This is a genomic window from Candidatus Nanosalina sp. VS9-1, assembly GCF_047555085.1.
GTDB lineage: Archaea > Nanohalarchaeota > Nanosalinia > Nanosalinales > Nanosalinaceae > Nanosalina.
The window spans coordinates 804,716-827,479 of the sequence record NZ_CP180230.1 but is presented as its reverse complement, the minus strand read 5'-3'; the positions used below and the strand labels follow the sequence as shown (position 1 = coordinate 827,479).

The following is a 22,764-nucleotide window of genomic DNA, read 5'->3' as shown; positions in this document are numbered from 1 at the left end:
TCTCGAAGGTAGAGAAAGAGTTATTCTATTCTTTCTCTGTGACAGATAGGGCCTGTCCGGCTCCAACTGTCTGTCCCATGTCTCTGACTGCGAAACGGGACATCTGTGGGTTGTCATCGTTGGATTCGATGACTAGTGGCTGCTGTGGAATGATTTCCACGATTGCTGCCTGACCCTGTTTGATGTAGTCTGGGTCTTCTTCGATTGTCTCTCCTGTCTTTGGATTCATGGTCTTCTTCAGGTCGCTGAAGGTGCATGAAACCTGTGCTGTGTTGACGTGGAATACTGGTGTGTATCCCTCGGAGATGACGTTAGGGTGGTTGAGGACGATGATCTGTGCCTCGAAGCTTTCGACAACTGTAGGTGGGTTGTCGGAAGGTCCTGCGACGTCTCCTTTCTTGACGTCGTCCTGTCCGACTCCTCTTGTATTCCATCCGATGTTGTCTCCAGGTGTTGCTTCTTCAACTTCTTCGTGGTGCATCTCGATCGTCTTGACTTCTCCACCGATGTTCTTGTTAAGTCGTGTGGATGCAGGTTCGAACTTGATGTTGTCGCCCTGTGCGATGTCTCCTGTCTCGACTCTTCCGACTGTAACTGCTCCGATTCCGGAGATCTTGTAGACGTCCTGAATAGGAACTCTGAGCGGAAGATCGATAGGTTTTTCAGGTTCTTCAAGATCGTCAAGTGCATCGAGTAGGCTTGGTCCTTCGTACCATCCCATCTCGTCTGAAAGCTCTGCGACGCCTTCTCCGTGGAAGGAAGAGATAGGTACAAAGTCGATATCGTCTGTATTGTAACCTACGCCTCCAAGCATCTCGGAAACTTCGCCCTTGATGTCCTCGTAACCATCTTCTTCGTAGTCAGCGAGATCCATCTTGTTGACGGCGACGACCATCTGGTCGATTCCAAGAGTCTTGGCAAGGTAAGCATGCTCCTTGGTCTGAGGTTGAATTCCGTCGTCTGCAGCGACGACAAGAACTGCGGCGTCAGCCTGAGAAGCTCCTGTGATCATGTTCTTAATGAAGTCACGGTGCCCTGGAGCATCGATAATCGTGAAGAAGTAGTTTTCAGAGTCGAATTCCTTGTGAGCAAGGTCAATAGTAACTCCTCTCTCACGCTCTTCCTCAAGCGAGTCCATAGCAAACGCGAAACCGAAGGTATCCTTACCTGCTTCCTCAGCAGCATCCTCAAGCTTGCGCATCTCTTCTTCCGGTAGGTTTTCTGTATCCCACAGAAGTCGTCCAATAGTGGTAGACTTACCGTGGTCAACGTGTCCAATGAATACTAGATTAATGTGTGGTTTATCAGCCATTTTTTGTATCACCTGTTAATGCGTATAATTCCCGAATAGACCGTCAAACTTTAAAAGGGTGTGTGGCCTCCCACACCCTATACCCCACAACCCTGTACAAGGCCTTAAAACCTTGCGTAAAAACCTGCAGAAACCTTTCGACCGGAAACGCTGAGAGGCCTCTGCTGGACACCGTATAAAAATTTTCAAGTAGAAAACCGTTCTCCCATGGAAGAACCATCGGAAAACGAAGTACAGCAGGCCCTCGAACTTTTCGGAGAATTTACTGAAGGCCTCGATGAAGTAAACGAACAACTCGAAGTGTTAGAACAGTGGTACAGCACTGGAAGAAGCCTTGGCGAAGAGAACGCACAGAAATACGTCAACAGGGCAGAAGGCCTCTACAGGATGGCCACTAACGTACTGGAAAACACTGACTACACGCCAGAGGCCTCGGAGCAAGATATACTCAGGGAGACGGAGCAGAGGATCGAACAGCTCCCGGAATACCTTACTGAAGACTTCCGATCGAAGTACTTCTAGAAATCCATACTCACTTATGATTCCGGTCTCTTGGAATGAATTATGGAGAAGAAACTTTCAGAGGATGAGCGAAAAGTAATAGAGCAGTGTGGCACAGAGCCAAGATTTTCATCCGATCTTCTGAAAGAGGACAGAGAGGGCGTTTTCACATGTAAAAAATGCGGGAACGAGCTTTTCTCTTCCGGGACGAAGTACGAATCCGGCAGCGGATGGCCAAGCTTCTGGGACGCTGAAAACGATGCTGTGGAGAAAAAGAAAGACAATTCTCATGGAATGGAAAGAACTGAAGTTGTATGTAAAGAGTGCGGAGGCCACCTCGGCCACGTATTCGACGACGGGCCTGATCCAACAGGAAAACGCTACTGCATCAACGGCATAGCACTCGAATTCGAGGCAGATAACGAATGACTGAAGAGGCCTCAAATTTTTACTCGAAAGGAGCAGAAAAATTCGCCGAAAACTACTCTATCCAAAATATTTCCGAAGAGTATATAGAACTTCTAGAGGCCTTTATCGAGAAAGCACAGAATGGTAAAGTTCTTGATGCAGGATGCGGGCCTGGAAGAGACTCACAACTTCTCTCAGATAAAGGATTCGATGTTACAGGTGTTGATCTCTCCGAAGAAATGATAGAAATTGCGGAAAAGAAATCAGGAGACTTCCACGTCATGGATGTCCGTGATCTGGATTTCGATGATGCATCGTTCGACGCTGTTCTGGTAAATCAACTGCTTGTATTCTTCAAAGGCGAAGAAAGAAGAAAGGCCTTCAGCGAGCTTTCCAGAGTCCTGAAATCCGGAGGCACACTGTTCCTGGGCCTGAAGAAAGGAAAAGGAAAGTTCATCAGAGAAAAATACGGTTCATCTGTCGCACAGTATCCAATGACTGAAGAAAAAGCACGTCAAATGCTTCAGGACTTTGAAATACACAGGGTGGAAGTGACGGAAAGAGAAGGAGATCAGCCAGGATTCATGAACTTTATAGCAACAAAGAAATAGAAAATAAGCGATCCAGCCACATTTCTGTTTAAATTACTTACTTTCGAGTAGTAATGCATGGAGTACGGAGATCTGGATGAACGCATGGATCAAGTTTTCCCGGAAGGAGGGTCTAGCTATGAGTTCGAGGCTGCTGTCAACGCCGGGAAAGTCGCAGGAGAGGCCTGTTACGAGACAGTTCATTTTCTTGTTCATCCGGGATGGGCCGCGAAAAACTATGATAAGGACTGGGAGGACGACGACAGGAAAGACCTGTTCATGCAGGATTTCTACAGACAGTACATGGCAGAACTGAGGGATGTACTCGAGCAGACCAGTGATGAAGAACCGGTACACGTGATATACAGTGAAGACGGCAGAAGTCATGCCGAGACAATAGTAGAACAGTTCAATGGAGAAGCAGCCGGCTACACGGAAAGCCTGCTTGACTCCGGAGAAGTACAGGATGTAAACTTCCAGGAGATACGTGAAACAGTGGAAAAACTTTCAGCCACGGGAGAGATAAAGGTCCACGGAGAAATCGCAGGAAGATGCCACTCAGTATTCCAGAACCAGCTGGACGAAGAAACTGACCCCACCACAGAAATCCAGGAAGGAGTAACATTCCCACCCGAACCTACTTGGAACTACGTATTCACAACAAACACATGGCACAAATAATCCTCGGCGGCGGATGCTTCTGGTGCACAGAAGCCGCATACAAACAACTCAACGGAGTAGAAAAAGTAGTGTCGGGATACGCAGGAGGCCACACAGAAAACCCCACATACCGAGAAGTATGCAATGGAGACACAGGCCACGCAGAAGTCATCAAAATAGAATACGACGAAGAAAAAATTTCTCTTGAAAAAATACTAGAATTCTTCTTCAAAATCCACGATCCCACGACAAAAGATCGTGAAGGTCCCGACGTAGGAAGCCAGTACAGATCAATAATCCTGTACAACTCTGAACAGCAGAAAAAAGAGATAGAGGCCTTCATCGAAAAAATCAGGAAAGATTATCAGGACGAAATTGTTACAGAACTCAGGCCTCTGGAAAAATTTTACAGGGCAGAAGAGAAGCATCAGGACTACTTCGAGAAAAATCCAGATGATGCATACTGCACGATGCACGCCCAGCCGAAGGTGGACAAGGCCCGTGAATTCAACTGAAGCAAGAAAAGAGCTGGAGAAAATTTTCCTGAAAAGAGGCTATCAGGCCCGCAAGCTCGAAGAAATAATACAGAAAATTTATGGAGTTTTGAAGAAAAAATTCTAAGTCCTCTTAATTTTGGATGATTTATGTAAGGGGCTTTGAGAGAGCCCTAAAGTTGTCTACAATATAAATTAAGGACTATATTCGAGTTCGAAAGATTTCCCCCCTTTGGGGTGAGTTATGCTGAAAAATTTTTGGAGTTTATAGTATTTCTGTAATGTTAAGGGAAATCTATAGCTGGTTTAGGAATCATATTGGATTTCATATTTATTTTGCAGGAGGGATGTATCTCTGGAGTTCTAGTTTGACTTATCTCTTGATTACTTCTGCGGCGCTTTATTTTGCTCTTGGTATTCCAAGTTTTGTATCTTCATATGTCGGCACAATAGCTCTAGGATTTCTCAGTATGGGTGCTTTCTCACTAAATTTAGCTTATTCTGGTGGTCATAGCTCTGAGAGTAAGAAAAAATTCCAGATTGCTTCTGTTTCATTGATTGTTGCTGGTGTCATACTTACTCACCATATAATACTATTTGCTTTGAAATCTAGGCAGTTTAGTGGTTTAATTGGATCTCTACTGAGTTTAAATTCTGTAATTCCAGATTTTATTTTTGTAAATAGGATCCTGGGTTCTATTCTACTTTTCTCAAGTTTTTACTTCCTTTTTGGAGCGATAGAAGAGTCAAATCTGATTCTTGAGAGAGATATAGAGAAAATTACGGAAAAGATAGGTAGAAAGATTGCTCTAGATGAGTCCATGATAGAGGAAGGGCATAGATTTGGAGAGGCTGATTAAATTTCTGAAAGGCCTGCTGTGTCGGGCCTTGTGATGATCAAACTTTCAGAAGTTTGGGCCAGACGGGATTTGAACCCGCGACCTCTTGGTTAAGAGCCAAGCGCTCTGCCAGACTGAGCTACCGGCCCAGAGTTTTTCAGGCCTTTTCTGAGGCCTGTCTGGGCGTGGAGGAAGAAAAGTTTTGTGTGATATGTGGTGGAGGCCTTTTGTTTTATTCAAGTAGCTCGGTTTTTCTGATTTCGAGCTGTCTGAATGGGTAGATCTGGTCGGCCTCGTCTCTTAGTTCTTCCTGGATGTTGTCTGTGAAGATGTTTTCCATTAGTTCTTCGTATGTCTGTTCGTTTGCGTTGTCTTCCAGGATTTCCTTGATCTTGTTTCTTGCGGCTGTTAGTTTCTTGGAGCTTGTTCTTCGGAGTGTTGCTCCTACGACTTTGATTCTTACTGCTCTGTCGTCGCTTGTCTGGACGTCGACTACGTGGTCGAATCTGTCGCTTCCTTCTCTGATCATTCGTGAGACGTATTCTGAGGATACGCTCATTTCGCTGATCTCTGTGAATGCTTTGTTTCCTTCGACGTCTGTTACTTTCAGTGAAACGTCTGCGTAGTATTTGTCTGTTGAATCCATTAGTTCGTTGAGGCCTTCTTTAACCGTTCTTCCGACTACCTGGGACTCTCTTTCAGCAGGAGTCTCAGTTACAACGTCTTCATCGAAAATACTTGGTGCCTGAACTTCGTACCAGTTTTTCTGCAGTACAGCCTTTGCCATGTAAACTCAACTCGAGTCAAATTTTATAAACGGTATGTAATAAAATCGTTCGATCAAGTTAAAATTTGATGGATTTATTCAGTAAGGAGACTTGAATTCAAGTGACTGTACATACGACTGGCACTTTGTTCTCCAAGGGGAGAACTCCCTTGAGTCCTGTTGACAGGCCTATCCGGTGACTTCTTCTGATATCTTGGAGTTCAGTGCATCGATGAAATCCTTCTTCCGGTCCTGAGGGATCTTGGCACCGGCAGCGATGTTGTGTCCTCCTCCTTCGCCGTCAAGCTCCTCACATATCTCGCCTATAACATCTCCGAGATTTAATCCGGCCTCGACAACTTCCTTTGAGGCCCTGGAGGAGATCTTGACTTTCTCTTTCTCGGCTTCAGCTACTCCCATGACTACAGGTGAGGAGAAAAAGCCGTTGCTCATCGTGATGGTTGTTACAGTTCCGATGAAGTCCGCATCGATCGTGGAGTTTCCATCTATAACTCCGATATCTTTCTCGTACACGACATCCTCGTTATCTTTGTTTTCTTCCACGTAACGGAGTGATGAGGAGATCTTCCTGCCGTACTTGCTGGAGATTTTTTCAGCAAGCTCCAGATCGTTCTCAAGCAAAATCTTCACTCCATCTCTCGGCATACCAAGACGTCCACAGGCATTAATTATAGTAGAGAACTCGTCAATCTCGTATCCGTTTTCAAGAGTGTAGATATCGTTCAAAAGCCTCTGAACAGGATAGCCACGCTTGATCATCGCGTTGATAAGTTTCTTCTCTTCAGCCTCTGTCAAGTCGGCCAGTGTACGGAAGCTGCCGTTCTCCCTGATATCAAGGCCTGCAGATTTCACAAGCTGGATGGCTCCGGACTCGTTGTTCGACACTCCTTCAAGATGAGGATCTGTAGTATACATTAGAGATTTCTGTAGCGGCTTTGTCGTCCTTCCATAGAGATCGAGGCCTTTACGCTTCTCTACAACTTCTTTATCTATGGCCTCCTGTGCTATATCCTTGTTGAGGCCCATGAACTCTCCTTCCTGTTTCTGGACGTCGCCTGTTGCACCGATCAGTGCGTACTGCACGAGATCGTAGTTGTCTTCATCGACAGCTTTCGCAAGAAGATATGTCATTCCTGCTGCGGAGATAGCTTCTCCTCCGTCATGTCCCAGGAAGTGAGGATTCATATGGATAAATGTATTTTCCTTATTTACTTCTTCAGAGGCCTCTTTATCGAGCGCTGGCTCGTGGTGATCGCTTATGATGACTTCTTTGTCTGTTTCTTCGATTATATGTTTCTTTATCAGATCTGACTGCCCTGATCCGATGTCGACGAAAAGTAAGAGGCCTTCATCTTCTTCTGCGATTCTTTCAACGTCTTCCTCGTACAGCTGTTTCAGTATCTCGTATTCGAACTCTTTTCCAAGTCTGTCAAGCATTTCGTGTGCTATAGCTGTGGCGTTTATGCCGTCGGCGTCGTACTGTCCGATCAAACGGATTTTTCCATCGAAATTTTCCAGTTTCTCGGCTGCAGGTGCTGCGGCCTCTAGAATATCTTCAACCATCTCTAGAAATTACTTGGTGCTGAACTTCTTTTAACGGTTTTCATCCAGGGCTTTCAGAGCTGTTCTCCGAACATTATCCGGCATCCTGAGTTCCTCATCTTTCAGTTCGCTTCTGGAGAACCATTTGAGGCCTGAATGTTCGTGTCCGTGAGTTGCTTCGCCTTCTGCCACTACAGTAGCCAGATACATGAAATCGCAGTGCAGATGTCCGTCCCTGATCCTGTGAATATTTACGTGGAAAGGCCTTGGAAGATCTTCCTCGATGGAGAAACTTTCCGGCTGCGAGCCCTCGATAAAATCTATTTCAAGGCCTGTCTCCTCGCGTACTTCTCTTCTGGCGGCCTGATCCGGTGTCTCGTTTTCGTCTATATGTCCGCCGGGCTGGAGCCATTTCCCGAGTTTTTCGTGGTCGATGAAAAGAATTTCTCCATCCTGGATTATCAGTGCCGAAGCAGTATAATCTATATCCGAGTCTTCAGGTAGAAAGTTCATGATAAAAGAAAAAGTTGATATGCTGGGAGTTTCTGGAAAGTTTATCGCTCGTACTTCCAGTCTTCATCCAGGTTCCCGTTTTCACGGTGGTAGCTTGCGATCCTTCGGATCTTGGCCTCTGTAAGCTCAAGTCTTCTCTGGGCCTGCTCATCCTTCCCGTTCTCATCAAGATGCTCCTTGATGGATTCTGCCTTGTCCAGAAGATTCTGAAGATCCTCCGGAATACTCAACTCCAGGCCTTCCTCTTCAAGAATCTCTGTAACTTTCTTGTCAGTCAAGGCCTTTACAGAAGGAATACCGTACTGATCTCTCAGCTTGATCCCGATCTGTGAAGGATCGTATCCATCCCTTCTGAGCTTGACGACAAGATCAATAACTTCTTCCTCGTCGTACTCTACCCAGTCAGGGCTTTTATCTGTTATAGGTTTGCTGGAACCTGATTCTCCTCGTCCATCTGAATGCATTCTTGACATTGTATATCACGTACTGATCCAGTTCAGCCCTTTGAAAGGACTTCATCCTGGTCTATCAAGTTTGACGCCTTGAAATCTTTTAAACCAATCCGCTCCACGTTTAATCCTGGAGGCCTCGGAAACATGGAAGAGTTCCGCACGAAAAGAGGAAGAATCACGTTCAGCAATGGAAAAGTAATGATGGAGGAATCTATCGGAAGTTACTTCACGAACATGTACAGAGGCCTATGGGAGGAGGGTGGAGTTAAAGAGAAGCTGATCTTCACTTTCTCTATAGCGGTTCTGTCTTTTTCAGCTTCTTTTGTCGCCTCAGCCTTCATAACAGCTCCCTTATATCTCAAGATGGGTGCTGTTTCTCTGATACTTGCTGCAGTGCTTGCCGTGATACTTTACGAGTACGTGAACAACGTGGAAAGAGAAAAATTCATAGACTACAGCGACATAGAGTCCGTGAAATTTATTGAAGGGATAAAGCTGCTTACATGTCCAAGATTCATCATAGCATACTCAGATAATGGAGAGAAAAAGAGGAGATATGTTACGATGCCTATGCATTTCGTGAAGACTGTTGAAGATGATGTAGAATCGATAAAAGAGGCCTTTGAAGAGCATGACATAGAAATAGAGTAATCAGCAGCTCCATACTCCTATGTTTCTGTCTCGAGCTTCGGAAGCAAGATCTCTGTAAGATTCAAGCCGTGAAAATCTTGATTCATATACTCGTGCATATCCTTTCCTCAGCAGAGCTTCATTGACGGATCTTCCATCTATTTCGAGGTATGCAAGAAGTCTTCCATAATCACCGCGATTTTCAGAGATTCTATCGGTGTGTATATTTACTTCACGCAAGGTAAAATTTTCCAGATAATCTGTGGCTTTTACTCCCCAGTTCCTCAGGCATCTGCGGTTCTCAGCTGTGTCCTCTAGCCCGAACTCGTTTGGAGAGTTCTCCGCATAAGTCTCTGGTGTGTCAACACCAAGCAGACGCACAGTGATGTTCGAATTATTCACTGAGGCCTTAACTGTATCGCCATCTACAACATGTAAATTTGTTGTATTGAAGCTTTTCTCCTGATCAAGGCCTCCAGAGCCTAGCAGTGCAACTGAGATAATCAATAAAATTACTGAAAGGCCTGTAAAAATTTTATTTGTACCTTCCCCGTAGTTCAACTTCTTCAAGTCTTTCAAGAACTTCTTCACTTTCTTTGTAATCGTTGTATCCTTTCATGAATTTTTTCCAGGCCTCTTCAGCGATTTCAGGATGAGAGGCCTCGATTATCTGCTTCAGGAGGTGTATATCTACTGCTTTATCCTCTACACGTTCTGAGACTTCTGAGAGCCCAAAATCGATAAGATAGGCCTCCTTGTCGTTTACAATGATGTTGCTTGTGGTGAGGTCGCCGTGGATTATATTGCCGTGATGCATCTTTGCCACGTTTTCCCCGGCGGATTTCATGGCTTCAAGATCCCCGGATTTCTTCCATGTCTCTCCATTGATGCGTTCAAATTCTATCGTGTCCTTGTCTTTTTTCTCCGCTGAAGGTGCGTTAACGCCGTATTTGATCGCTCTTCTGGTGTTCTTCACTTCTTCACGTGTTCTTTCGTCCCGGATTCTTTCATCCAGATCCGGATGCCGATACTTCTTCTCCTCCCTTCTCTTCACTGCTTTTTCATCCGTGATTTCTACCGAGGCCTCTGCGCCCTGTATCTCCATGAATTACTTCTTGGAACATTAACGTGAAAAATTTGCATTCATCCTTCAAGATTCTGCAGGTACTTCCTTACCTCCAGCATGTTCCGTCTCCTGAGATCCTCTCTGTAACGCCTGTTCTCCATCAGGCCTTCGATATGATCCGGAAGAAGTTCGGCGCTCAGTACTTCAGGCACGTTAACGTAGATCGCACCATCTTCCAGCAGCTTTTCAGCCTCCTCTATATCTTCACTTCTCAGTATCTTGTCCGCATCTGTTGGAAGGGATAGAATCTTTCTTGAAGTCTTCTCTAGAGGGACTGTGGATATTATCAGACAGGCCTCACGGTAATCTGCACGTTCCCATGTATCTATCTCCATAACGTCCCCGAAGACGAAGTTCTCACCTTTCTCCTTCAGATCTGTAACTTTCTCAGGATCGTTGTCTATCACGATGTATTCTTTTTCTTCATCACGCAAAGTCTCGATGATTCTCTTTCCCTGAGTATCGTGGCCTACAACGATAACGTGATCCTCCAGATTGTGCTTCGATCTCTCCTCTTTATCTCCAAAGGCCTCTATATGATCATGTTCGGACAGCAGATTGTATATCCTGTCCCCATGCTTTGCTGTATAGGATGATATCATCATTGAGACTGTAGCTGTTATTATAACGGCCTGGAAAACTGTTCCGCCTATCAGGCCTGAAATATAGGCCTGTATTGTTATTATAAGTGCAAATTCAGAGACCTGATCGATGCTGAATCCTGTAAGGTATGCTGTACGTTTGTTCTGCCCCAGGGCGACAAGAGAGGTGATGACTGCGAACGGCTTGCCTATAACTGTCAGTACAAGCATTACTGCGGACATTATCAGTACCTGTGGTGTTGGAACTGTTAGCAGAGCACCTAGGGAGACGAAGAAGATTGCCGAGAAGAAATCTTTAAGCGATCCTGTTGTATCAAGGATTTCCATGTTGTGCGGATACTTTGAGACGGCGAGGCCTGCTGCAAAGCTTCCGATAGCGAGCGAAATCTGGAAGTATTCGGTCAGGCCCAGGAAGCCGATCAGTATAGTTATGGATACAAGCATCAGTAGCTCACGGGAGTTCTCTGTAAGATCAGCAAGATGATCGAGAGCATACTTTCTGAATAGAAGTGCAAGAGCTAGCACGCCAAATCCATGGATAAAGCTCTGTGAGACTGCTTCAAATGTGAAAGCTGATGCTCCCAGTATCATCAGGAACATTACAGCGATAAGATCCTGACTCAAGTGGATCGACTCCGCAAGACGTCCGTGCGCCAGCTTCAGATCGATCTCTTTCTCCAGCAAGTCAAGTCCTACAAGAGTAGAGCTCAATGCAGTTGCCAGGACGAAAACAAGCGTCTCGAATCCTGAAAGATTCATTATCATGGAGAGGCCTACTGCAAGAACTGATACTGCTGTTATCTGGACTGCAGCGGTCTTGAGGCCGTCTCCGGCTACTGATTTCAGTCTTTCCGGATCCATCTTTACTCCGAATATGAATACAAGGAATGAGAGGCCTATCTGAGTGAAGTTTATCATTTCATCTGCCGGGAAGAAGTTTCCTACGATAACTCCTGCGATTATATACGCTGGCAGAGCAGGATGCGAGAATCTGTCGAACAGGAAAAGTACTATTGATGATGCTACAAATACCATAGTCAGTACGTTAATCAGTTCTGAGATCGTTCTTCACCTTTGATATGTTTGATTTCAGATTTCACTTCCTCTCTGAAGAGCTCTCTGTCCTCGAGGTATAGTTCCAGGTACTCTCCGATCCTGTTGCCTGCCAGGATGTTCTCCATTATTACGTAGTCTGCGCCCAGGTCGTACATTTCAGAGGCCTCTTCGAGTCGTTTAGCTGTTACTATCTTTATGGCGTTATCTGTCTGCTCTTCCAGTACTTTCAGGTTGACGTCTTTTTCATCCGAGAAACTGATTATGAACTCTGCTCCCTCGAGATTTGCTCCTTCCCGTATTTCGCCGTGTTTGAAGTCTCCGTAGATGTACTCGTACGGTGAACGGCTCAATACTTCTGTGTTGTCGGGGTTCTGGTCTATCACGAGTATATCATGTTCTCTTTCAAGCGTTCTGCAGATTTTCTCTGAAATCTCATCGTATCCAACAATCACTGCATGATCTTCCAGCTGGTTAATCTCCACGTCTTTCTTCTCCTCCGATTCCAGCCATTCAAGCAGGTGTTCAATTTTTTGGTAAATCTCCTTGTTATAGTTAATCAGGTAAGTCGAAAGACCAATCGTGAAAACCGCCATCAAACTGATGTATCCAAGTACGTCGTTCCCGATATAGCCCTGCTGGACAGCCAGCGCTCCTACAACAAGTGAGAACTCGCTGACCTGTGTCATATTGATGCTGCCTATGAACGATGTCCTCGGCGTGAACTTCATCCTGTCAATCAGGTAAAACATTATCACGAAGTTCCCTATCATCATGACACCGGAAGCCAAAATTGCCTCAACCCAGTAAGCCTGAAGATTCTCGACTGACAGTGTCAGGCCCAGTGTAGAGAAGAATATAACCATGAAGAAATCCGTCAGAGGCCTTATACGCTCCTTTATCTCCTCTCTGTAAGGTATCTGTCCAAGACCAAGGCCTGCCAGGAATGCACCTACCTCGACAGACAGTCCCATGAACTCTGCCAGTGTGATGAACAGGAAGGCCCATGCAACTCCGTGTATGAAGAATGCATGCCGGTTGTCAGCTATCTGCTTGAAGATATCGTCAAGTATGTAGCGTGAAGAAGCCAGAGAGATAACTCCTATAACACCGATCAAGGCCACTATCTTTGCCAGTGTACCAAGTATCTGATCTGGCTGTGTAAGGGTGCCCGAGTTGATCAAGGCCACTATCAGGATAAGATATATGTCCTGCAGAACAAGCACTCCAACATCAAGTTTCCCGGGCAGACTCTTCAGCTCATCCTTTTCTGTCAGAATCTTCACAATTACCGGTGTTGCACCGAAAACAGTACATAAAGCGATTATAACTGTTTCAAAAAACCCGAATCCAAGAGCCAGAGGAACTACAAAGGCAAGACCTGTCTGAAGTATCGTCTGTCCCACAGCTATCACAGATATGGGCTTAAGCAGATCCCTGATCTCATCAAGATTCATCTCGATACCAACAAGAAATAGAAGAAAACCAAGGCCCAGTTCCGACATCAAAGTAAGAGTTCTAGTGCCGCCGACAATGTTCAGGAGAGCAGGGCCAAGAACAAGGCCTGTAAGCAGATAAGCCAGAAGCACAGGCTGTTTCAGCTTTCTGGCAACGACGGCGAGAACTGTAGCTGTCACTATAACAAGCGTCAGTTCCACCGGTAGCGTTGTATTAGCTATCATACTTTGAGGCCTCTTAAATCAGATCTATTCTTTCGGTACTTTTCTCCGTTTTTTATTAACTTTCATCGCTTGAATCGCCAAGATCGTCCTTTATCTCCTCCAGGAAAAGATCTCTGTCCTCAAGGTACAGTTCAAGATACTCGCTTATCCGGTTGCCTGCCAGGACGTTCTCCATTATTACGTAGTCTGCGCCCAGGTCGTACATTTCAGAGGCCTCTTCAAAGCTTCTTGTCTCTGTTATTACAACTGTATCCTCGTTTCTCTCTTCCAGTAGGACGGTGTTGATCTCTTTTTCTCTTGTGAAATTGATTATGAAGTCTGCCTGCTCTAGATTGGCTCCTTTACGTATTTCGCCGTGTTTGAAATCGCCGTAAATATATTTGTACTCTGATTCAGAAAGCTCCTCAACGTTATCCGGATTGTTGTCGATCACAAGTATCCTGTAGTCCTCTGAAAGCTCTCTGCAGACTCTTCTTGACACTTCGTCGTATCCTATTATCACTGCGTGATTATTCAGTTTCTCGATTTCAAGGTCCTGTTTCGCCTCCGACTGGAAGAAGCGGAGTACAGGATGGAAGAACTCTTCAAGACTGTCTCTATACCGGATCAGGTATGCCGAAGTTCCCATCGTGAGGATAGCGACCATGCTGATGAAGCCCGAGATACCGGAGTCTATGTATCCTTCTGTCACTGCCAGACTTGTCAGTATAAGCCCGAACTCGCTGATCTGTCCCATATTCACAGAGGCCTTGAAACTGGTTTCAGGAGTGAACTTGAACCTGTCGATGGTAAGGAAAAGTATGATGAACTTGGCAGCTATCAGCAGTACTGACGCTATAACTGCTTCTCCTAGATACTGCTGGATTGAACCTCCGGCGATACTGATGCCGAAGTTCATGAAGAATATAGCCATGAAAAGATCTGTCAGAGGCCTTACGCTTTCCTGTAGTTCCCGGCTGTAAGGCACCTGTGCAATCCCGATTCCTGCCAGGAAAGCTCCGATCTCCAGTGAAAGATTCAAGTGATCTGCAATCGTGATGAACAGGAAGGCCCATGCAACTCCGTGTGTAAAGAATGCCAGAGAGTTGCCTGATATTTTCTTCAGTACGCGTGAAAAAACATATCTTGAAGAGGCCAGAGAAAGAACTCCGACAACTGAGATCATCAGGAATATTTCAAGAAGCTTTATACCTGCCTGTACAGGATCAGAGAAGTTTACAGTAAGTAAAGCAAGTATTATAACAACAGCAACATCCTGTACCAGTAAAACACCTACGTCAAGCCGTCCAGGAAGTGTAGAGGCCTCATCTCGTTTCGTAAGTATTTTTACTACAAGCGCTGTCGAACTGAACATCACGGCCGCCCCGATAAATACAGCTGTGACTGTGTCAAATCCAAGGCCTGTAGCTATTCCAAGGCCTGCAAGAAAAGTTAGGAACATCTGAATAACTGCAATTCCGATAGTTGATCCCAGTACTTCTCTGATTTCATCGAGATCGATTTCCAGGCCTATTAGAAAGAGTAAAAAGACAAGTCCGAGCTCTGAAAACAGGCTGACCATCTCTCCTCCGCTAACAATGCTCAGGCCTACTGGTCCCATGACTAGGCCGGCCAGAATATAAGCTATGACTTTCGGCTGGTGTGTTTTCTGTGCTAAGATTCCCAGCAGGGTTGCTGTACCTATCAGCAGTGCGATTGATTCAAAGCCTGTAGCCATCCCTAGATTACTTTTTCTAATTCCTTCTTCTTAATAGGTCCCTCTCGATGCACCACTACTTCTCCCTCTACAACTTCAGCTATCGTTGAAGTAGGGCCTTTACTCAGAGTTCCGGCATCAATCACGTAATCAACTTCCTCAAGCAGTTCATCTGAAATATCCTCTACAGAGTAAGAAGTCTCGTTACCGGAGATATTCGCAGAAGTAGCGGTGATAGGTCCAACCTCTGAAAGCTCATCCGCGACCTCTCCAGAGGAAATCCTGAATGCGAAATCTTCGTTAAGATTATCTGGAACACTATCCTTTTTCCCGGCTACAAGAGTCAATGGTCCTGGCATGAACTCTCTGATAATCTTCTTTTCACTCTCTGAAAGATCTGCATACTGTTCCGCGGTCTCCAGAGAATCAACTATGGCCGTCAATCCCTTGCTTCGAGGCCTCTGCTTCGCCTCGTAAACTTTCTCCACGGCTTCTTCATCAGTCACATCTGCGGCTATGCCGTACGCTGTCTCAGTCGGGAAAACTACTATTCCACCATCTTCAATCACTTTTTTGGCTTCTTCAATCTGTTTCTCTATTTCTCTATCCATGTTGCTTCCACCTCGTCAGGCCTCCAGTCAGGCCTCTTACCTGAATCATCTATCTTTGTTCCTCTTCCGTCTTTCAGTTCAACAAGTCCCTGGTGTGCGATCATGGCTCCGTTGTCCATACAGAACTCGGCAGGAGGGAAGTAAGCTTCTGCATCTCGCTGCTCGCACATAGTTTCCACCATCTCTCTAAGCCGGGAGTTCATCGCTACTCCTCCTGTGAGAAGGGCCTCGTTGCTGCCTTCCTGCGCCATCGCTCTTTCCAGTGCCTCCACCACGGCAGAGTATGCGTGTTCCTGGAAACTGTTGGCAAGCACCTCATCCGATACTTCTCCGATCTTTCTCTCGGCCTCTGTTGTCAGGCCTGAAAAAGAGAAATCCATGCCCTTGATGGGATAACTTAATTCAATTATATCGTCAGTCTTCTCCGCTAACTTTTCGATCTCAGGTCCGCCGGGATGCGGATATCCAAGTTTTCTAGCGAACTTGTCCAAGGCATTTCCCAGAGCGATATCCAGAGTCTCTCCAATTATCCTGTAACGTCCATTCCTGTACTCGATTATCTGGCTGTTCCCGCCAGAAACGTACAGCGTAGTCGGATTTTCAGCTTCAGTCGTTCTGGTGCCGATCGAGATATGAGATAAACAGTGATTGACACCGATCAACTTCAGATCGTAACGCTCCGCAATACTCCGCGCCATAACAGCCCCTATCTCCAGACACTGCGGTATACCAGGCCCCTGAGCAAAAGCCACGGCATCCAGATCCTCCTCTTCAAGGCCCGCTTTATCAAGAGCATTATTCAATACCTCCAAGGCATGCTGATAATGATGCTCTGAGGCCTTCCGTGGATGAATACCTCCTTCCTCAGGCTTGTACATCGACTTCTTGTTGGCAAGGACATCATCCTCATCTACTATCCCTACTCCAAGCGTATGAGCAGTGGACTCAATACCAAGAACTTTCATTATGAGAAAATGTTTGTGAGAAAAACGTTAAGAGATATGATGAAAAGATTGAGAGGCCTGTAAATTTAGAGGCCCTAGTGCTGTGTGTAGCCGCACTTGCCGCAGCTTTTCCTGTCGTCGTGTTCTGCCAGGAAGCTTCCGCAGACAGGGCATTTTTCTCCGTTGAATGTCCCGTCTTCGTTGTACTTCTCGTAGATTGCTACGTTAGCGTTCTTTCCCATCTTGAATCACTCCATCTGGCCTTCAAGCCAGTCAACTAGTGTTGTGCGGTTTTTGTTCTCTACTTCTGCCTCGATCAAGGCCTTGTAGTCAGGATCCTCAAGATCGTTGATTGCGTCTTTTGCATCTGTGATTGTTCCTGCGACGATTTCCTCGTATTCTTCAGTTACTTCAACTGTCTCTGAAGTTGTAGAGGCCTCTTCTTCAAGATCTTCGCTGTAATCGAATTCTTCGTAGACTTTAAGCTCTGTTTTCGAAGAGTTTCGGCCGAATCCTGTGTGGATTGTGCCTACTTCGATTTTTTCTTCGTCGACTGCGTTTTCAGCAGCGAATCTGCTTTTGATATCTTCTCTACTTGGGGTTGAATCGTCTTCATGGTCTACAGCCAGTGTTACCTGTCTGCGTTCCAGAAGAGGATTTTCTCGTACTGATTCAATTTGAACTTCCATAAATTATTTTTTCACCTTACACTGATCGCGTATCGTCCTGCGACGCTTACGCCTAGTTTGTCTGCGATTTCTGAGTCTTCTGGATCGTATATAACGGCTAAGCCGCTCCAGTTACTTCTTAAATCGTTGTTCTTGTCGATAGGGCATTCTGTTGACTCTTCTACAAGTCTGTGGCATTCGGAACAAGCTTTTTCTGCCATATCTAGTTGTCACCTTCTTCGTCGTCTTCTTCTGCCTGTTCTTCTTCGTAAAGTTCGATCCATTCCTCTTTTCCGAGGCCTGGCTGTCTCATCGTCAGGTTGATCTTGTTGCTGTCCTGATTTTTCATTGAGACTGCGATCATTCTTGAAGTTACGAAGTCTCCGATCTCGAGAGTTTTTTCTCCTTCCTCTGAGACAAGCATGTTGTTCTCTTCATCCATGTTGACGTACTCATCCATGATCTGTGAAACATGGCATAGCCCGTCTAGAGGCCCGATACGGATGAAAGCTCCGAAGCTTGTGATATCAACTACTTCTCCTTCAACTACTTCCTGTAGCTCTGGCTGGTATGCAATAGCTGTGAACTCGACATCGTAGTGGATACCTGCGTCTTCGGGCTCTATTTTTCCACCTTCTACAGAAGTAACTTCTTCGACAGCGAGGACTACTCCTGCATCTTCGAAGATGTTTCCTTCTACATTCTTGCTTAAAGCGCCTACGACGCTTTCATTGACGTCCTCACCGAGATGCTCGGGAGGAACTCGAATCGAGTCCGACATATCCAGCCTCTTGTACATTATAAATTCTACCTCTATGGAACAGTAAACCAGTCGGTGTTAATTCTTAAAAAGCAGTGGTAGAAAAATTCATTCTCAGGCCTCTCCCCAAGTTCACAGCCTGTTCCCGTTGACGGCCTCCAGGTGATTTCCGCCACGTATAATCACGACTTCTTTTCCTTCATCCACGAGTCGTTCCTTCAGTTCTTTGTCGTTAGTAGCTACAGCGAATTCGTCAGAAATATCCACAAGCAAGTCGTCTACACTTCCCTCTCCCTCAGTCTCAAGCACTTTGATGTCCTGTGTTTCTATCAACTTTTCAACAAGCTTGCCGTACTTCCCGCCTTCAATACTTTTCGCCTCCTGCACTGCATCATCCAGTGTATAGATACTGTTGACAGGATACAGTCTGTCCAGCTCCCCGAATATCGTTATACTCAACTGGAACGGCGCTACCAGGAAATTTGTGTCAAGCAGGATTTTCTTAGTCATGTAGAATCTTTGAGGCCTGAAGTTTCAAGTAAATAGTATTTTAAGCTCCGCTATCGTTGAAGAATTTATGGCTACAGAATACGATTACAAGGCCTCATGTCTCAAACGCGTTGAACTTGGAGAAGAGGTAAATATAGAGTACAGCGGCCACAGGCCTCAAAGCGGCGACGTAGTTGCCGTAAGAATTACGGATGTAAATGATAATTACAGGGAGCTCGACTTGGAAGGAGGAGAGTTGGTAGATCTTGAAGAGGGAGATATAGTTGTAGGAGCTTTCGGTAACAGGGCCGGCGTTAAAGGATACATAGGTGACGTGCCGGAGAAAATTGAGAAAGGCGACGAAGTCTACTTCCTGGGTTCAGGAGGGATATTTGGAGATTACGAGAGCTCAGCGAAAGAGCTTCAGGATCCCTGTGAGGCCGAATTCCTTGGTTATGTGAGGAACGGTGATGAGATCAGAAATATGAAGCATTACGGCATCGAAAGATCCGATGAAGTAACTGAAGACGTGAAAATGGTTGCCGTAGTCGCTTCAAGGATGGACGCAGGTAAGACAACTCTTGCTACAAGACTTATCGAGAATCTGAGCGAGGACTACGATGTAGGATCTCTGAAGCTTACAGGATCAGCCCGTGAAAGAGATCGCCTGAGTATGTACGATGCCGGATCAAAAGTTTCACTGGACTTTGTTGATGCAGGAATCCCGACTACTGTAGAAGATCCTGAAACAGTTATATCTTCCGCTAAAGGCCTGATGAACTATGCATGGCGTGAAAACGATCTAGATTTTGTTGTAGTGGAGTTCGGCGCAGGCCTGATCAGTAACTACAGAGTCAGGGAAGTTATAAGAGATCTTGACGTTAAGAAATCTATTTTCAGCGTATGTGCTGTATCACTTGATGTTATGGGTGCTTACGGCCTTAAAGAAGTTCTCGGCGACATGGACTACCGTATAAGCTTTATCTCAGGCCCTATCACTGATACAACAGCAGGGAAGAAGACTATAGAAGACAATGTCGGGATACCGGCATACAACGCTTTCAAGGAAGAACAGCTGGATGAAGCAGTTAAGACAGTGGAAAGAGATTTTGAGGAATTATAGCTGGTCCTCTTCCAGCGTCTTTCTCTTTATGAAAGCCATGAACTCATCCGCCAGATCGGCGTCTATAACTTCTCCTGTACCTTCTACTCCAGGAGAGGCATTTATCTCGCCGATGTAGAATCCTCCTTCTTCGCTTTCATCTTCTATGATATCTATACCTGCTATGTCAAGTCCGCAGAGCTCTGCAGCTCCTATAGAGGCCTCTATCATCTCTTCGCTTGGCTCTATTTTTTCACGCGCTCCTCCAGCAGAAATATTGGAACGGAACTCTTCTTCCCCGCCTACCCTTTTGTAGGCGTACGTTTCATCGCCTACGACAAGGACTCGTATATCTTCTCCGGGATTGTCGATGAATTCCTGCAAGCAGATATCCTGCTCGAAAAGAGTCAAAGTATCTGTTATAGGCCCTATATCGGATCTTGAATCGGCCTTCATCACTCCTTTCCCGCCGTATCCGGATATTATTTTGATTACAGCAGGGTATCCGAGCATGTCTCCGGCTCTCTCTGTTTCACGTGTTGAAAGAGTATAAGTTGATCTCGGAACAGGAAGGCCTCCATCAGCAAGCACCTTCATCATATGGAACTTGTTGGAGGCGATAGCGAGAGAGTCAGATTCAAGCTGTGTGTACACCTCGTTGTCCCTCAGTACTTCCGGAATATGTTCTCCGTACATCAGATCGTTTCCAAGAAGCCGCAGATACACTGCATCAAACTCGCATAAATCAGTATTATTATACATCAGCTTCGTGCCTTCTTCTGTATATACTGTTCTTATACCTTCCAGCGGGGCTCCAAGAACCTTGTCAAAATGTTTTTTTCCTGCCTCTATGAAGTGGTGATGCTGGGCCGATTTCTTGCCGTATATAACAGCGCATTTCATTTTATCTGCCTCCTGAAACTATTCATCCTCGTTTCCCTCCTTCAACATATCGGAAATTCTTCCGTAGATATTCTTCCCGCTTTTCTCCTTGAAGGCCTCAAGATCCGGGCTGCTGTCGATATCCATCACTTTGTTGCCTTTCATCCTGATCTGGCATATGCTGGTGCCCAGAGAACTTACAGCATCTTCAACAGTCTCCTTCTGATCTGTAGATATGCTGTGATACTTTTTGGCAACAGAAGTGCTTTCAGAGGCCACCCACGGAGATTCCTCCAGCTTCAAAGATATCAAATTGCCGTCTATGTACAGAACGTCAAAAATATCTTCATCACTGTACTCCTGAATCATGATGAAGTCCTTTCCGTGTTCAGAGATTTCTGCAAAAGATTTCAGATTGTCGAAATCCTCGAAAATTTTTGCTTCGGCTAGCTCAAAGCTTGAATATTTTTTAGCCACTACAGGGAAATCTACATCTTTCTCGAGCTCTGTAAGGCCTTTCTCTGTAGATATCGCCACCTGGTCAGGTATTGAAACTCCTCTTTCTGCCATTACGCTGAACAGGTAAGGTTTTTTGGCCAGTATAAATATTGAAGATGGATCAAGGTTGCATGAGATATCTTTCTGTCCAAGGGCCTCGACTAGCACTCGCAGGTAGTTGAAGGCCTTTGGCTCCGGATCGATGTAAACTGCGTCCCAGGCCTCTATCCTTTCTCCGTCCACGAGGACGTTTTCATCTTTATCTGTGTCTATAAGGACGTCTGCCAGGGATTTTTTTTCTACTTCTTCAAAGTAGTTGCTGAATCTTTTTTCCTGTGTGTCGAAGTCATTCGCCAGAATCAGTAGTTCCATCTTCTTCACCTTCTTTCCGCTTGCTCTCAGGTTTCCATACTCTTCCTACTTTCTCCTCTTTCTTCCATTTATCCAGGTAAGACTGCAAGTCCTCTGGAAGAACGTTCTTCAGAATCCTTCCCTGACGCAGAATCCTTCTGAGCTGAAGCTCCATGTTCTTGCTGATCTCATCGTAGAAGCTCTTGTCTGCGTAGATCAGGCCTTTGTTGATCCTCCAGTAAGCTGTTGTATCTTCAGGAGCAAGCACAAGATATCCTCTGCTTCTGCCCTCGAACTCTCCCATAGCCTCCAGCATCTCAGAGCTATCTGCATAGTAGACTCCGCCTGATACTGTTGAAGTACTTGGATCAACAATCAGAAGATCCTCGCCTTCAACTCCGACACACAAGCTGTAGTGTGCTGTATCAGCCTGAGGGAATAGCACAGGCTTTGCAAAGTTCGGTATTATCAGTGCACCGTCGTTGAACCAGATCTTGAACTCGTCCGCAAGATCCGTGATCTTGTCGTACTCAACGTACGCAGCTTTAACTTCTCCATCGGTGAGAGTTTCAATGGATTCGATAAGATCGTCAGGCATCGTTCCAACGCCTACTTCTGTATCACACATTTCTCCGATTGTTTCCTGACCGTATCGGTATCCAAAGATACTTAAGGCCATCTCTGCTGAAGCAGGCCCACAGTAAGATGGATCCTGAGCTGTGAAATGTCTCTTCACGTCTTCAAGTGTTTCTATATCGCTCTGTGTATCTTTGAACTTCAGATCGGCATCCATGATCTTTGAGTTCTGTGTCAGCAGCCGGTATCCGCCGTCAGTCTCTACTTCGGTGCTGAACAGATCAACGTCGCGGATTTCTCCGCTCTCTTCCTCGAGATAGACTTTTTCTCCAGGCCTTACAAGTCTGGAGTTCTTTAGATAGAGGCCTGCTGCCATGTTTCTTGCTAGATCTTTGAATCCCCAGAATGCGAGGCCTGCTACAAGGAAGACTGCTGCATATGCTGAAGCAGTTATCGCTTTGTCAAGGAACGTGTTTCCGATTCCCAGTTGTTCAAGCACTACCTGGAAAACTACAAGGTACAGGAAGCCCTTCACTATAAGGCTTAGCAGTCGTGTAGCGTTCTGTGATAGGCCTATCTCTCTCAGGTAGTTTCTTGTTCCAAGACGGTTCAGGAATCCGCTTGCGAACTTTGTCACAAAGTTGACAAGCAAAATCCCGAGTATACCTATCAGCAGTACGGAAAGTATATCCGGAAGGCCTGAAGTCAGTTTTTCTGTAAGTGTGGTGGTCAGGCCTGTATTCAAGTATAGAAGTGCTGCGGCGATAACTACAGCATCAAGTATGTATGTAATGTTCTTTACAGCATCGTAACGCTTCTGGATCGCTTTCTTTGTCAGATCCTCTCCTCGCTGCATCCAGGTTTTCCTTACTATAACTGCAAAGATTTTCACCAGAATGTGTCCTCCTACAAGAAGGCCAAGTGTTACAAGTGTGCGAAATAATGCTCCCTGGCCTGCGGAGAGATCGGCGAGTGCTGTCGAGAGTGACATTGTAC

Annotated in this window: 28 protein-coding genes and 1 tRNA gene; 8 read left to right on the top strand and 21 right to left on the bottom strand. The window is 45.6% G+C overall.

From position 1 onward, the window contains the following. Positions 1-25: 25 nt before the first annotated feature. Positions 26-1,312, bottom strand: a complete 1,287-nt coding sequence (tuf, locus tag ACK3SF_RS04845; protein WP_414837571.1) for a translation elongation factor EF-1 subunit alpha — start codon at positions 1,310-1,312, stop codon at positions 26-28. A 207-nt stretch (positions 1,313-1,519) separates the two neighbouring features. On the opposite strand from tuf, the gene ACK3SF_RS04840 reads away from it, so the two are divergent. The 6 genes from ACK3SF_RS04840 (at position 1,520) to ACK3SF_RS04815 (ending at position 4,825) form a co-directional block, all read left to right on the top strand. Continuing rightward, positions 1,520-1,834, top strand: coding sequence for a hypothetical protein (locus tag ACK3SF_RS04840; RefSeq protein ID WP_414837570.1), 315 nt, complete (start codon positions 1,520-1,522; stop codon positions 1,832-1,834). Between the two features lie 42 nt (positions 1,835-1,876). Beyond that, positions 1,877-2,242 (top strand): peptide-methionine (R)-S-oxide reductase MsrB, encoded by a 366-nt coding sequence (msrB, locus tag ACK3SF_RS04835; protein ID WP_414837569.1) that lies wholly within the window; start codon positions 1,877-1,879, stop codon positions 2,240-2,242. Beyond that, on the top strand, positions 2,239-2,832 hold the full coding sequence (locus ACK3SF_RS04830) for a class I SAM-dependent methyltransferase (RefSeq protein ID WP_414837568.1): 594 nt from the start codon (positions 2,239-2,241) through the stop codon (positions 2,830-2,832). Before msrB ends, ACK3SF_RS04830 begins: the two co-directional genes overlap by 4 nt. A gap of 57 nt (positions 2,833-2,889) precedes the next feature. After that, the gene (locus ACK3SF_RS04825; RefSeq protein ID WP_414837567.1) at positions 2,890-3,492 is read left to right on the top strand and encodes a hypothetical protein; all 603 of its coding nucleotides are present in this window, start codon (positions 2,890-2,892) and stop codon (positions 3,490-3,492) included. After that, positions 3,480-3,986: a peptide-methionine (S)-S-oxide reductase MsrA gene (msrA, locus tag ACK3SF_RS04820; RefSeq protein ID WP_414837566.1), complete on the top strand. Its 507-nt coding sequence runs from the start codon at positions 3,480-3,482 to the stop codon at positions 3,984-3,986. The genes ACK3SF_RS04825 and msrA overlap by 13 nt, the downstream gene beginning before the upstream one ends. A gap of 347 nt (positions 3,987-4,333) precedes the next feature. After that, positions 4,334-4,825 (top strand): hypothetical protein, encoded by a 492-nt coding sequence (locus tag ACK3SF_RS04815; protein WP_414837565.1) that lies wholly within the window; start codon positions 4,334-4,336, stop codon positions 4,823-4,825. A 54-nt stretch (positions 4,826-4,879) separates the two neighbouring features. On the opposite strand, the gene ACK3SF_RS04810 is transcribed toward ACK3SF_RS04815, so the two are convergent. From ACK3SF_RS04810 to ACK3SF_RS04790, 5 genes are all read right to left on the bottom strand, one after another. Further along, positions 4,880-4,953: transfer RNA gene (locus ACK3SF_RS04810), tRNA-Lys, on the bottom strand. 83 nt (positions 4,954-5,036) lie between these two features. After that, entirely contained in the window at positions 5,037-5,591 is a 555-nt protein-coding gene (locus ACK3SF_RS04805; RefSeq protein WP_414837564.1) for a hypothetical protein, read from the bottom strand. A 168-nt stretch (positions 5,592-5,759) separates the two neighbouring features. Continuing rightward, a complete protein-coding gene (locus ACK3SF_RS04800; protein WP_414837563.1) occupies positions 5,760-7,154 on the bottom strand; it encodes a DHHA1 domain-containing protein in 1,395 nt (464 codons plus the stop codon). A gap of 30 nt (positions 7,155-7,184) precedes the next feature. Next, positions 7,185-7,646, bottom strand: a complete 462-nt coding sequence (locus tag ACK3SF_RS04795) for an NUDIX hydrolase (protein WP_414837562.1) — start codon at positions 7,644-7,646, stop codon at positions 7,185-7,187. Positions 7,647-7,687: 41 nt separating this feature from the next. Continuing rightward, positions 7,688-8,119 (bottom strand): 30S ribosomal protein S15, encoded by a 432-nt coding sequence (locus tag ACK3SF_RS04790; protein WP_414837561.1) that lies wholly within the window; start codon positions 8,117-8,119, stop codon positions 7,688-7,690. A gap of 69 nt (positions 8,120-8,188) precedes the next feature. On the opposite strand from ACK3SF_RS04790, the gene ACK3SF_RS04785 reads away from it, so the two are divergent. Beyond that, on the top strand, positions 8,189-8,749 hold the full coding sequence (locus ACK3SF_RS04785; RefSeq protein WP_414837560.1) for a hypothetical protein: 561 nt from the start codon (positions 8,189-8,191) through the stop codon (positions 8,747-8,749). Here ACK3SF_RS04785 and ACK3SF_RS04780 read toward each other — a convergent pair whose 3' ends face one another. From ACK3SF_RS04780 to ACK3SF_RS04725, 12 genes are all read right to left on the bottom strand, one after another. Then, entirely contained in the window at positions 8,750-9,319 is a 570-nt protein-coding gene (locus ACK3SF_RS04780; protein WP_414837559.1) for a thermonuclease family protein, read from the bottom strand. It abuts the gene before it with no gap. Next, complete coding sequence (locus tag ACK3SF_RS04775) at positions 9,264-9,833, bottom strand: KEOPS complex kinase/ATPase Bud32 (RefSeq protein WP_414837558.1); 570 nt, start codon at positions 9,831-9,833, stop codon at positions 9,264-9,266. Before ACK3SF_RS04775 ends, ACK3SF_RS04780 begins: the two co-directional genes overlap by 56 nt. A 38-nt stretch (positions 9,834-9,871) precedes the next feature. Then, positions 9,872-11,491 (bottom strand): cation:proton antiporter, encoded by a 1,620-nt coding sequence (locus ACK3SF_RS04770; RefSeq protein ID WP_414837557.1) that lies wholly within the window; start codon positions 11,489-11,491, stop codon positions 9,872-9,874. Between the two features lie 14 nt (positions 11,492-11,505). Then, positions 11,506-13,191 carry a cation:proton antiporter gene (locus ACK3SF_RS04765; RefSeq protein ID WP_414837556.1) on the bottom strand — a complete coding sequence of 562 codons (1,686 nt, stop codon included), beginning with the start codon at positions 13,189-13,191 and terminating at the stop codon, positions 11,506-11,508. 55 nt (positions 13,192-13,246) lie between these two features. Next, positions 13,247-14,908 (bottom strand): cation:proton antiporter, encoded by a 1,662-nt coding sequence (locus ACK3SF_RS04760; RefSeq protein ID WP_414837555.1) that lies wholly within the window; start codon positions 14,906-14,908, stop codon positions 13,247-13,249. Positions 14,909-14,910: 2 nt separating this feature from the next. Further along, complete coding sequence (locus ACK3SF_RS04755) at positions 14,911-15,498, bottom strand: L-threonylcarbamoyladenylate synthase (RefSeq protein ID WP_414837554.1); 588 nt, start codon at positions 15,496-15,498, stop codon at positions 14,911-14,913. Further along, entirely contained in the window at positions 15,483-16,463 is a 981-nt protein-coding gene (locus tag ACK3SF_RS04750) for a bifunctional N(6)-L-threonylcarbamoyladenine synthase/serine/threonine protein kinase (RefSeq protein WP_414837553.1), read from the bottom strand. Before ACK3SF_RS04750 ends, ACK3SF_RS04755 begins: the two co-directional genes overlap by 16 nt. A gap of 74 nt (positions 16,464-16,537) precedes the next feature. Next, entirely contained in the window at positions 16,538-16,684 is a 147-nt protein-coding gene (locus ACK3SF_RS04745; RefSeq protein WP_414837552.1) for a 30S ribosomal protein S27ae, read from the bottom strand. Positions 16,685-16,690: 6 nt separating this feature from the next. Further along, positions 16,691-17,131, bottom strand: a complete 441-nt coding sequence (locus tag ACK3SF_RS04740) for a hypothetical protein (protein WP_414837551.1) — start codon at positions 17,129-17,131, stop codon at positions 16,691-16,693. Positions 17,132-17,142: 11 nt separating this feature from the next. Next, positions 17,143-17,331, bottom strand: a complete 189-nt coding sequence (spt4, locus tag ACK3SF_RS04735) for a transcription elongation factor subunit Spt4 (RefSeq protein WP_414837550.1) — start codon at positions 17,329-17,331, stop codon at positions 17,143-17,145. A 2-nt stretch (positions 17,332-17,333) separates the two neighbouring features. Beyond that, the gene (locus ACK3SF_RS04730) at positions 17,334-17,909 is read right to left on the bottom strand and encodes a DNA-directed RNA polymerase (RefSeq protein WP_414837549.1); all 576 of its coding nucleotides are present in this window, start codon (positions 17,907-17,909) and stop codon (positions 17,334-17,336) included. Between the two features lie 93 nt (positions 17,910-18,002). After that, on the bottom strand, positions 18,003-18,380 hold the full coding sequence (locus tag ACK3SF_RS04725; protein ID WP_414837548.1) for a PIN domain-containing protein: 378 nt from the start codon (positions 18,378-18,380) through the stop codon (positions 18,003-18,005). 67 nt (positions 18,381-18,447) lie between these two features. On the opposite strand from ACK3SF_RS04725, the gene ACK3SF_RS04720 reads away from it, so the two are divergent. Further along, complete coding sequence (locus ACK3SF_RS04720) at positions 18,448-19,482, top strand: hypothetical protein (RefSeq protein WP_414837547.1); 1,035 nt, start codon at positions 18,448-18,450, stop codon at positions 19,480-19,482. Here ACK3SF_RS04720 and ACK3SF_RS04715 read toward each other — a convergent pair. Genes ACK3SF_RS04715 through ACK3SF_RS04705 form a run of 3 tightly spaced genes read right to left on the bottom strand, consistent with a single transcriptional unit; the run spans position 19,477 to position 22,759 of the window. Further along, positions 19,477-20,364, bottom strand: a complete 888-nt coding sequence (locus tag ACK3SF_RS04715) for an ATP-grasp domain-containing protein (protein WP_414837546.1) — start codon at positions 20,362-20,364, stop codon at positions 19,477-19,479. The two genes, ACK3SF_RS04720 and ACK3SF_RS04715, sit on opposite strands and share 6 nt — an antisense overlap. 18 nt (positions 20,365-20,382) lie before the next feature. Then, the gene (locus ACK3SF_RS04710; protein ID WP_414837545.1) at positions 20,383-21,213 is read right to left on the bottom strand and encodes an ATP-grasp domain-containing protein; all 831 of its coding nucleotides are present in this window, start codon (positions 21,211-21,213) and stop codon (positions 20,383-20,385) included. Continuing rightward, on the bottom strand, positions 21,188-22,759 hold the full coding sequence (locus ACK3SF_RS04705) for a hypothetical protein (RefSeq protein ID WP_414837544.1): 1,572 nt from the start codon (positions 22,757-22,759) through the stop codon (positions 21,188-21,190). Before ACK3SF_RS04705 ends, ACK3SF_RS04710 begins: the two co-directional genes overlap by 26 nt. Positions 22,760-22,764: the final 5 nt, after the last annotated feature.

Excerpts from the sequence above, each read along its gene's own strand:
- ACK3SF_RS04765 (WP_414837556.1), bottom strand. The coding sequence starts at position 13,191 with ATGATAGCTAATACAACGCTACCGGTGGAACTGACGCTTGTTATAGTG.
- msrB (WP_414837569.1), top strand. The coding sequence starts at position 1,877 with ATGGAGAAGAAACTTTCAGAGGATGAGCGAAAAGTAATAGAGCAGTGT.
- ACK3SF_RS04745 (WP_414837552.1), bottom strand. The coding sequence starts at position 16,684 with ATGGGAAAGAACGCTAACGTAGCAATCTACGAGAAGTACAACGAAGAC.
- ACK3SF_RS04705 (WP_414837544.1), bottom strand. The coding sequence starts at position 22,759 with ATGTCACTCTCGACAGCACTCGCCGATCTCTCCGCAGGCCAGGGAGCA.
- ACK3SF_RS04830 (WP_414837568.1), top strand. The coding sequence starts at position 2,239 with ATGACTGAAGAGGCCTCAAATTTTTACTCGAAAGGAGCAGAAAAATTC.
- ACK3SF_RS04710 (WP_414837545.1), bottom strand. The coding sequence starts at position 21,213 with ATGGAACTACTGATTCTGGCGAATGACTTCGACACACAGGAAAAAAGA.
- ACK3SF_RS04755 (WP_414837554.1), bottom strand. The coding sequence starts at position 15,498 with ATGGATAGAGAAATAGAGAAACAGATTGAAGAAGCCAAAAAAGTGATT.
- spt4 (WP_414837550.1), bottom strand. The coding sequence starts at position 17,331 with ATGGCAGAAAAAGCTTGTTCCGAATGCCACAGACTTGTAGAAGAGTCA.
- ACK3SF_RS04840 (WP_414837570.1), top strand. The coding sequence starts at position 1,520 with ATGGAAGAACCATCGGAAAACGAAGTACAGCAGGCCCTCGAACTTTTC.
- ACK3SF_RS04725 (WP_414837548.1), bottom strand. The coding sequence starts at position 18,380 with ATGACTAAGAAAATCCTGCTTGACACAAATTTCCTGGTAGCGCCGTTC.
- ACK3SF_RS04720 (WP_414837547.1), top strand. The coding sequence starts at position 18,448 with ATGGCTACAGAATACGATTACAAGGCCTCATGTCTCAAACGCGTTGAA.
- ACK3SF_RS04770 (WP_414837557.1), bottom strand. The coding sequence starts at position 11,491 with ATGGTATTTGTAGCATCATCAATAGTACTTTTCCTGTTCGACAGATTC.
- ACK3SF_RS04800 (WP_414837563.1), bottom strand. The coding sequence starts at position 7,154 with ATGGTTGAAGATATTCTAGAGGCCGCAGCACCTGCAGCCGAGAAACTG.
- ACK3SF_RS04740 (WP_414837551.1), bottom strand. The coding sequence starts at position 17,131 with ATGGAAGTTCAAATTGAATCAGTACGAGAAAATCCTCTTCTGGAACGC.
- ACK3SF_RS04805 (WP_414837564.1), bottom strand. The coding sequence starts at position 5,591 with ATGGCAAAGGCTGTACTGCAGAAAAACTGGTACGAAGTTCAGGCACCA.
- ACK3SF_RS04825 (WP_414837567.1), top strand. The coding sequence starts at position 2,890 with ATGGAGTACGGAGATCTGGATGAACGCATGGATCAAGTTTTCCCGGAA.
- ACK3SF_RS04760 (WP_414837555.1), bottom strand. The coding sequence starts at position 14,908 with ATGGCTACAGGCTTTGAATCAATCGCACTGCTGATAGGTACAGCAACC.
- ACK3SF_RS04790 (WP_414837561.1), bottom strand. The coding sequence starts at position 8,119 with ATGTCAAGAATGCATTCAGATGGACGAGGAGAATCAGGTTCCAGCAAA.
- ACK3SF_RS04775 (WP_414837558.1), bottom strand. The coding sequence starts at position 9,833 with ATGGAGATACAGGGCGCAGAGGCCTCGGTAGAAATCACGGATGAAAAA.
- ACK3SF_RS04715 (WP_414837546.1), bottom strand. The coding sequence starts at position 20,364 with ATGAAATGCGCTGTTATATACGGCAAGAAATCGGCCCAGCATCACCAC.
- ACK3SF_RS04795 (WP_414837562.1), bottom strand. The coding sequence starts at position 7,646 with ATGAACTTTCTACCTGAAGACTCGGATATAGATTATACTGCTTCGGCA.
- tuf (WP_414837571.1), bottom strand. The coding sequence starts at position 1,312 with ATGGCTGATAAACCACACATTAATCTAGTATTCATTGGACACGTTGAC.
- ACK3SF_RS04730 (WP_414837549.1), bottom strand. The coding sequence starts at position 17,909 with ATGTACAAGAGGCTGGATATGTCGGACTCGATTCGAGTTCCTCCCGAG.
- msrA (WP_414837566.1), top strand. The coding sequence starts at position 3,480 with ATGGCACAAATAATCCTCGGCGGCGGATGCTTCTGGTGCACAGAAGCC.
- ACK3SF_RS04750 (WP_414837553.1), bottom strand. The coding sequence starts at position 16,463 with ATGAAAGTTCTTGGTATTGAGTCCACTGCTCATACGCTTGGAGTAGGG.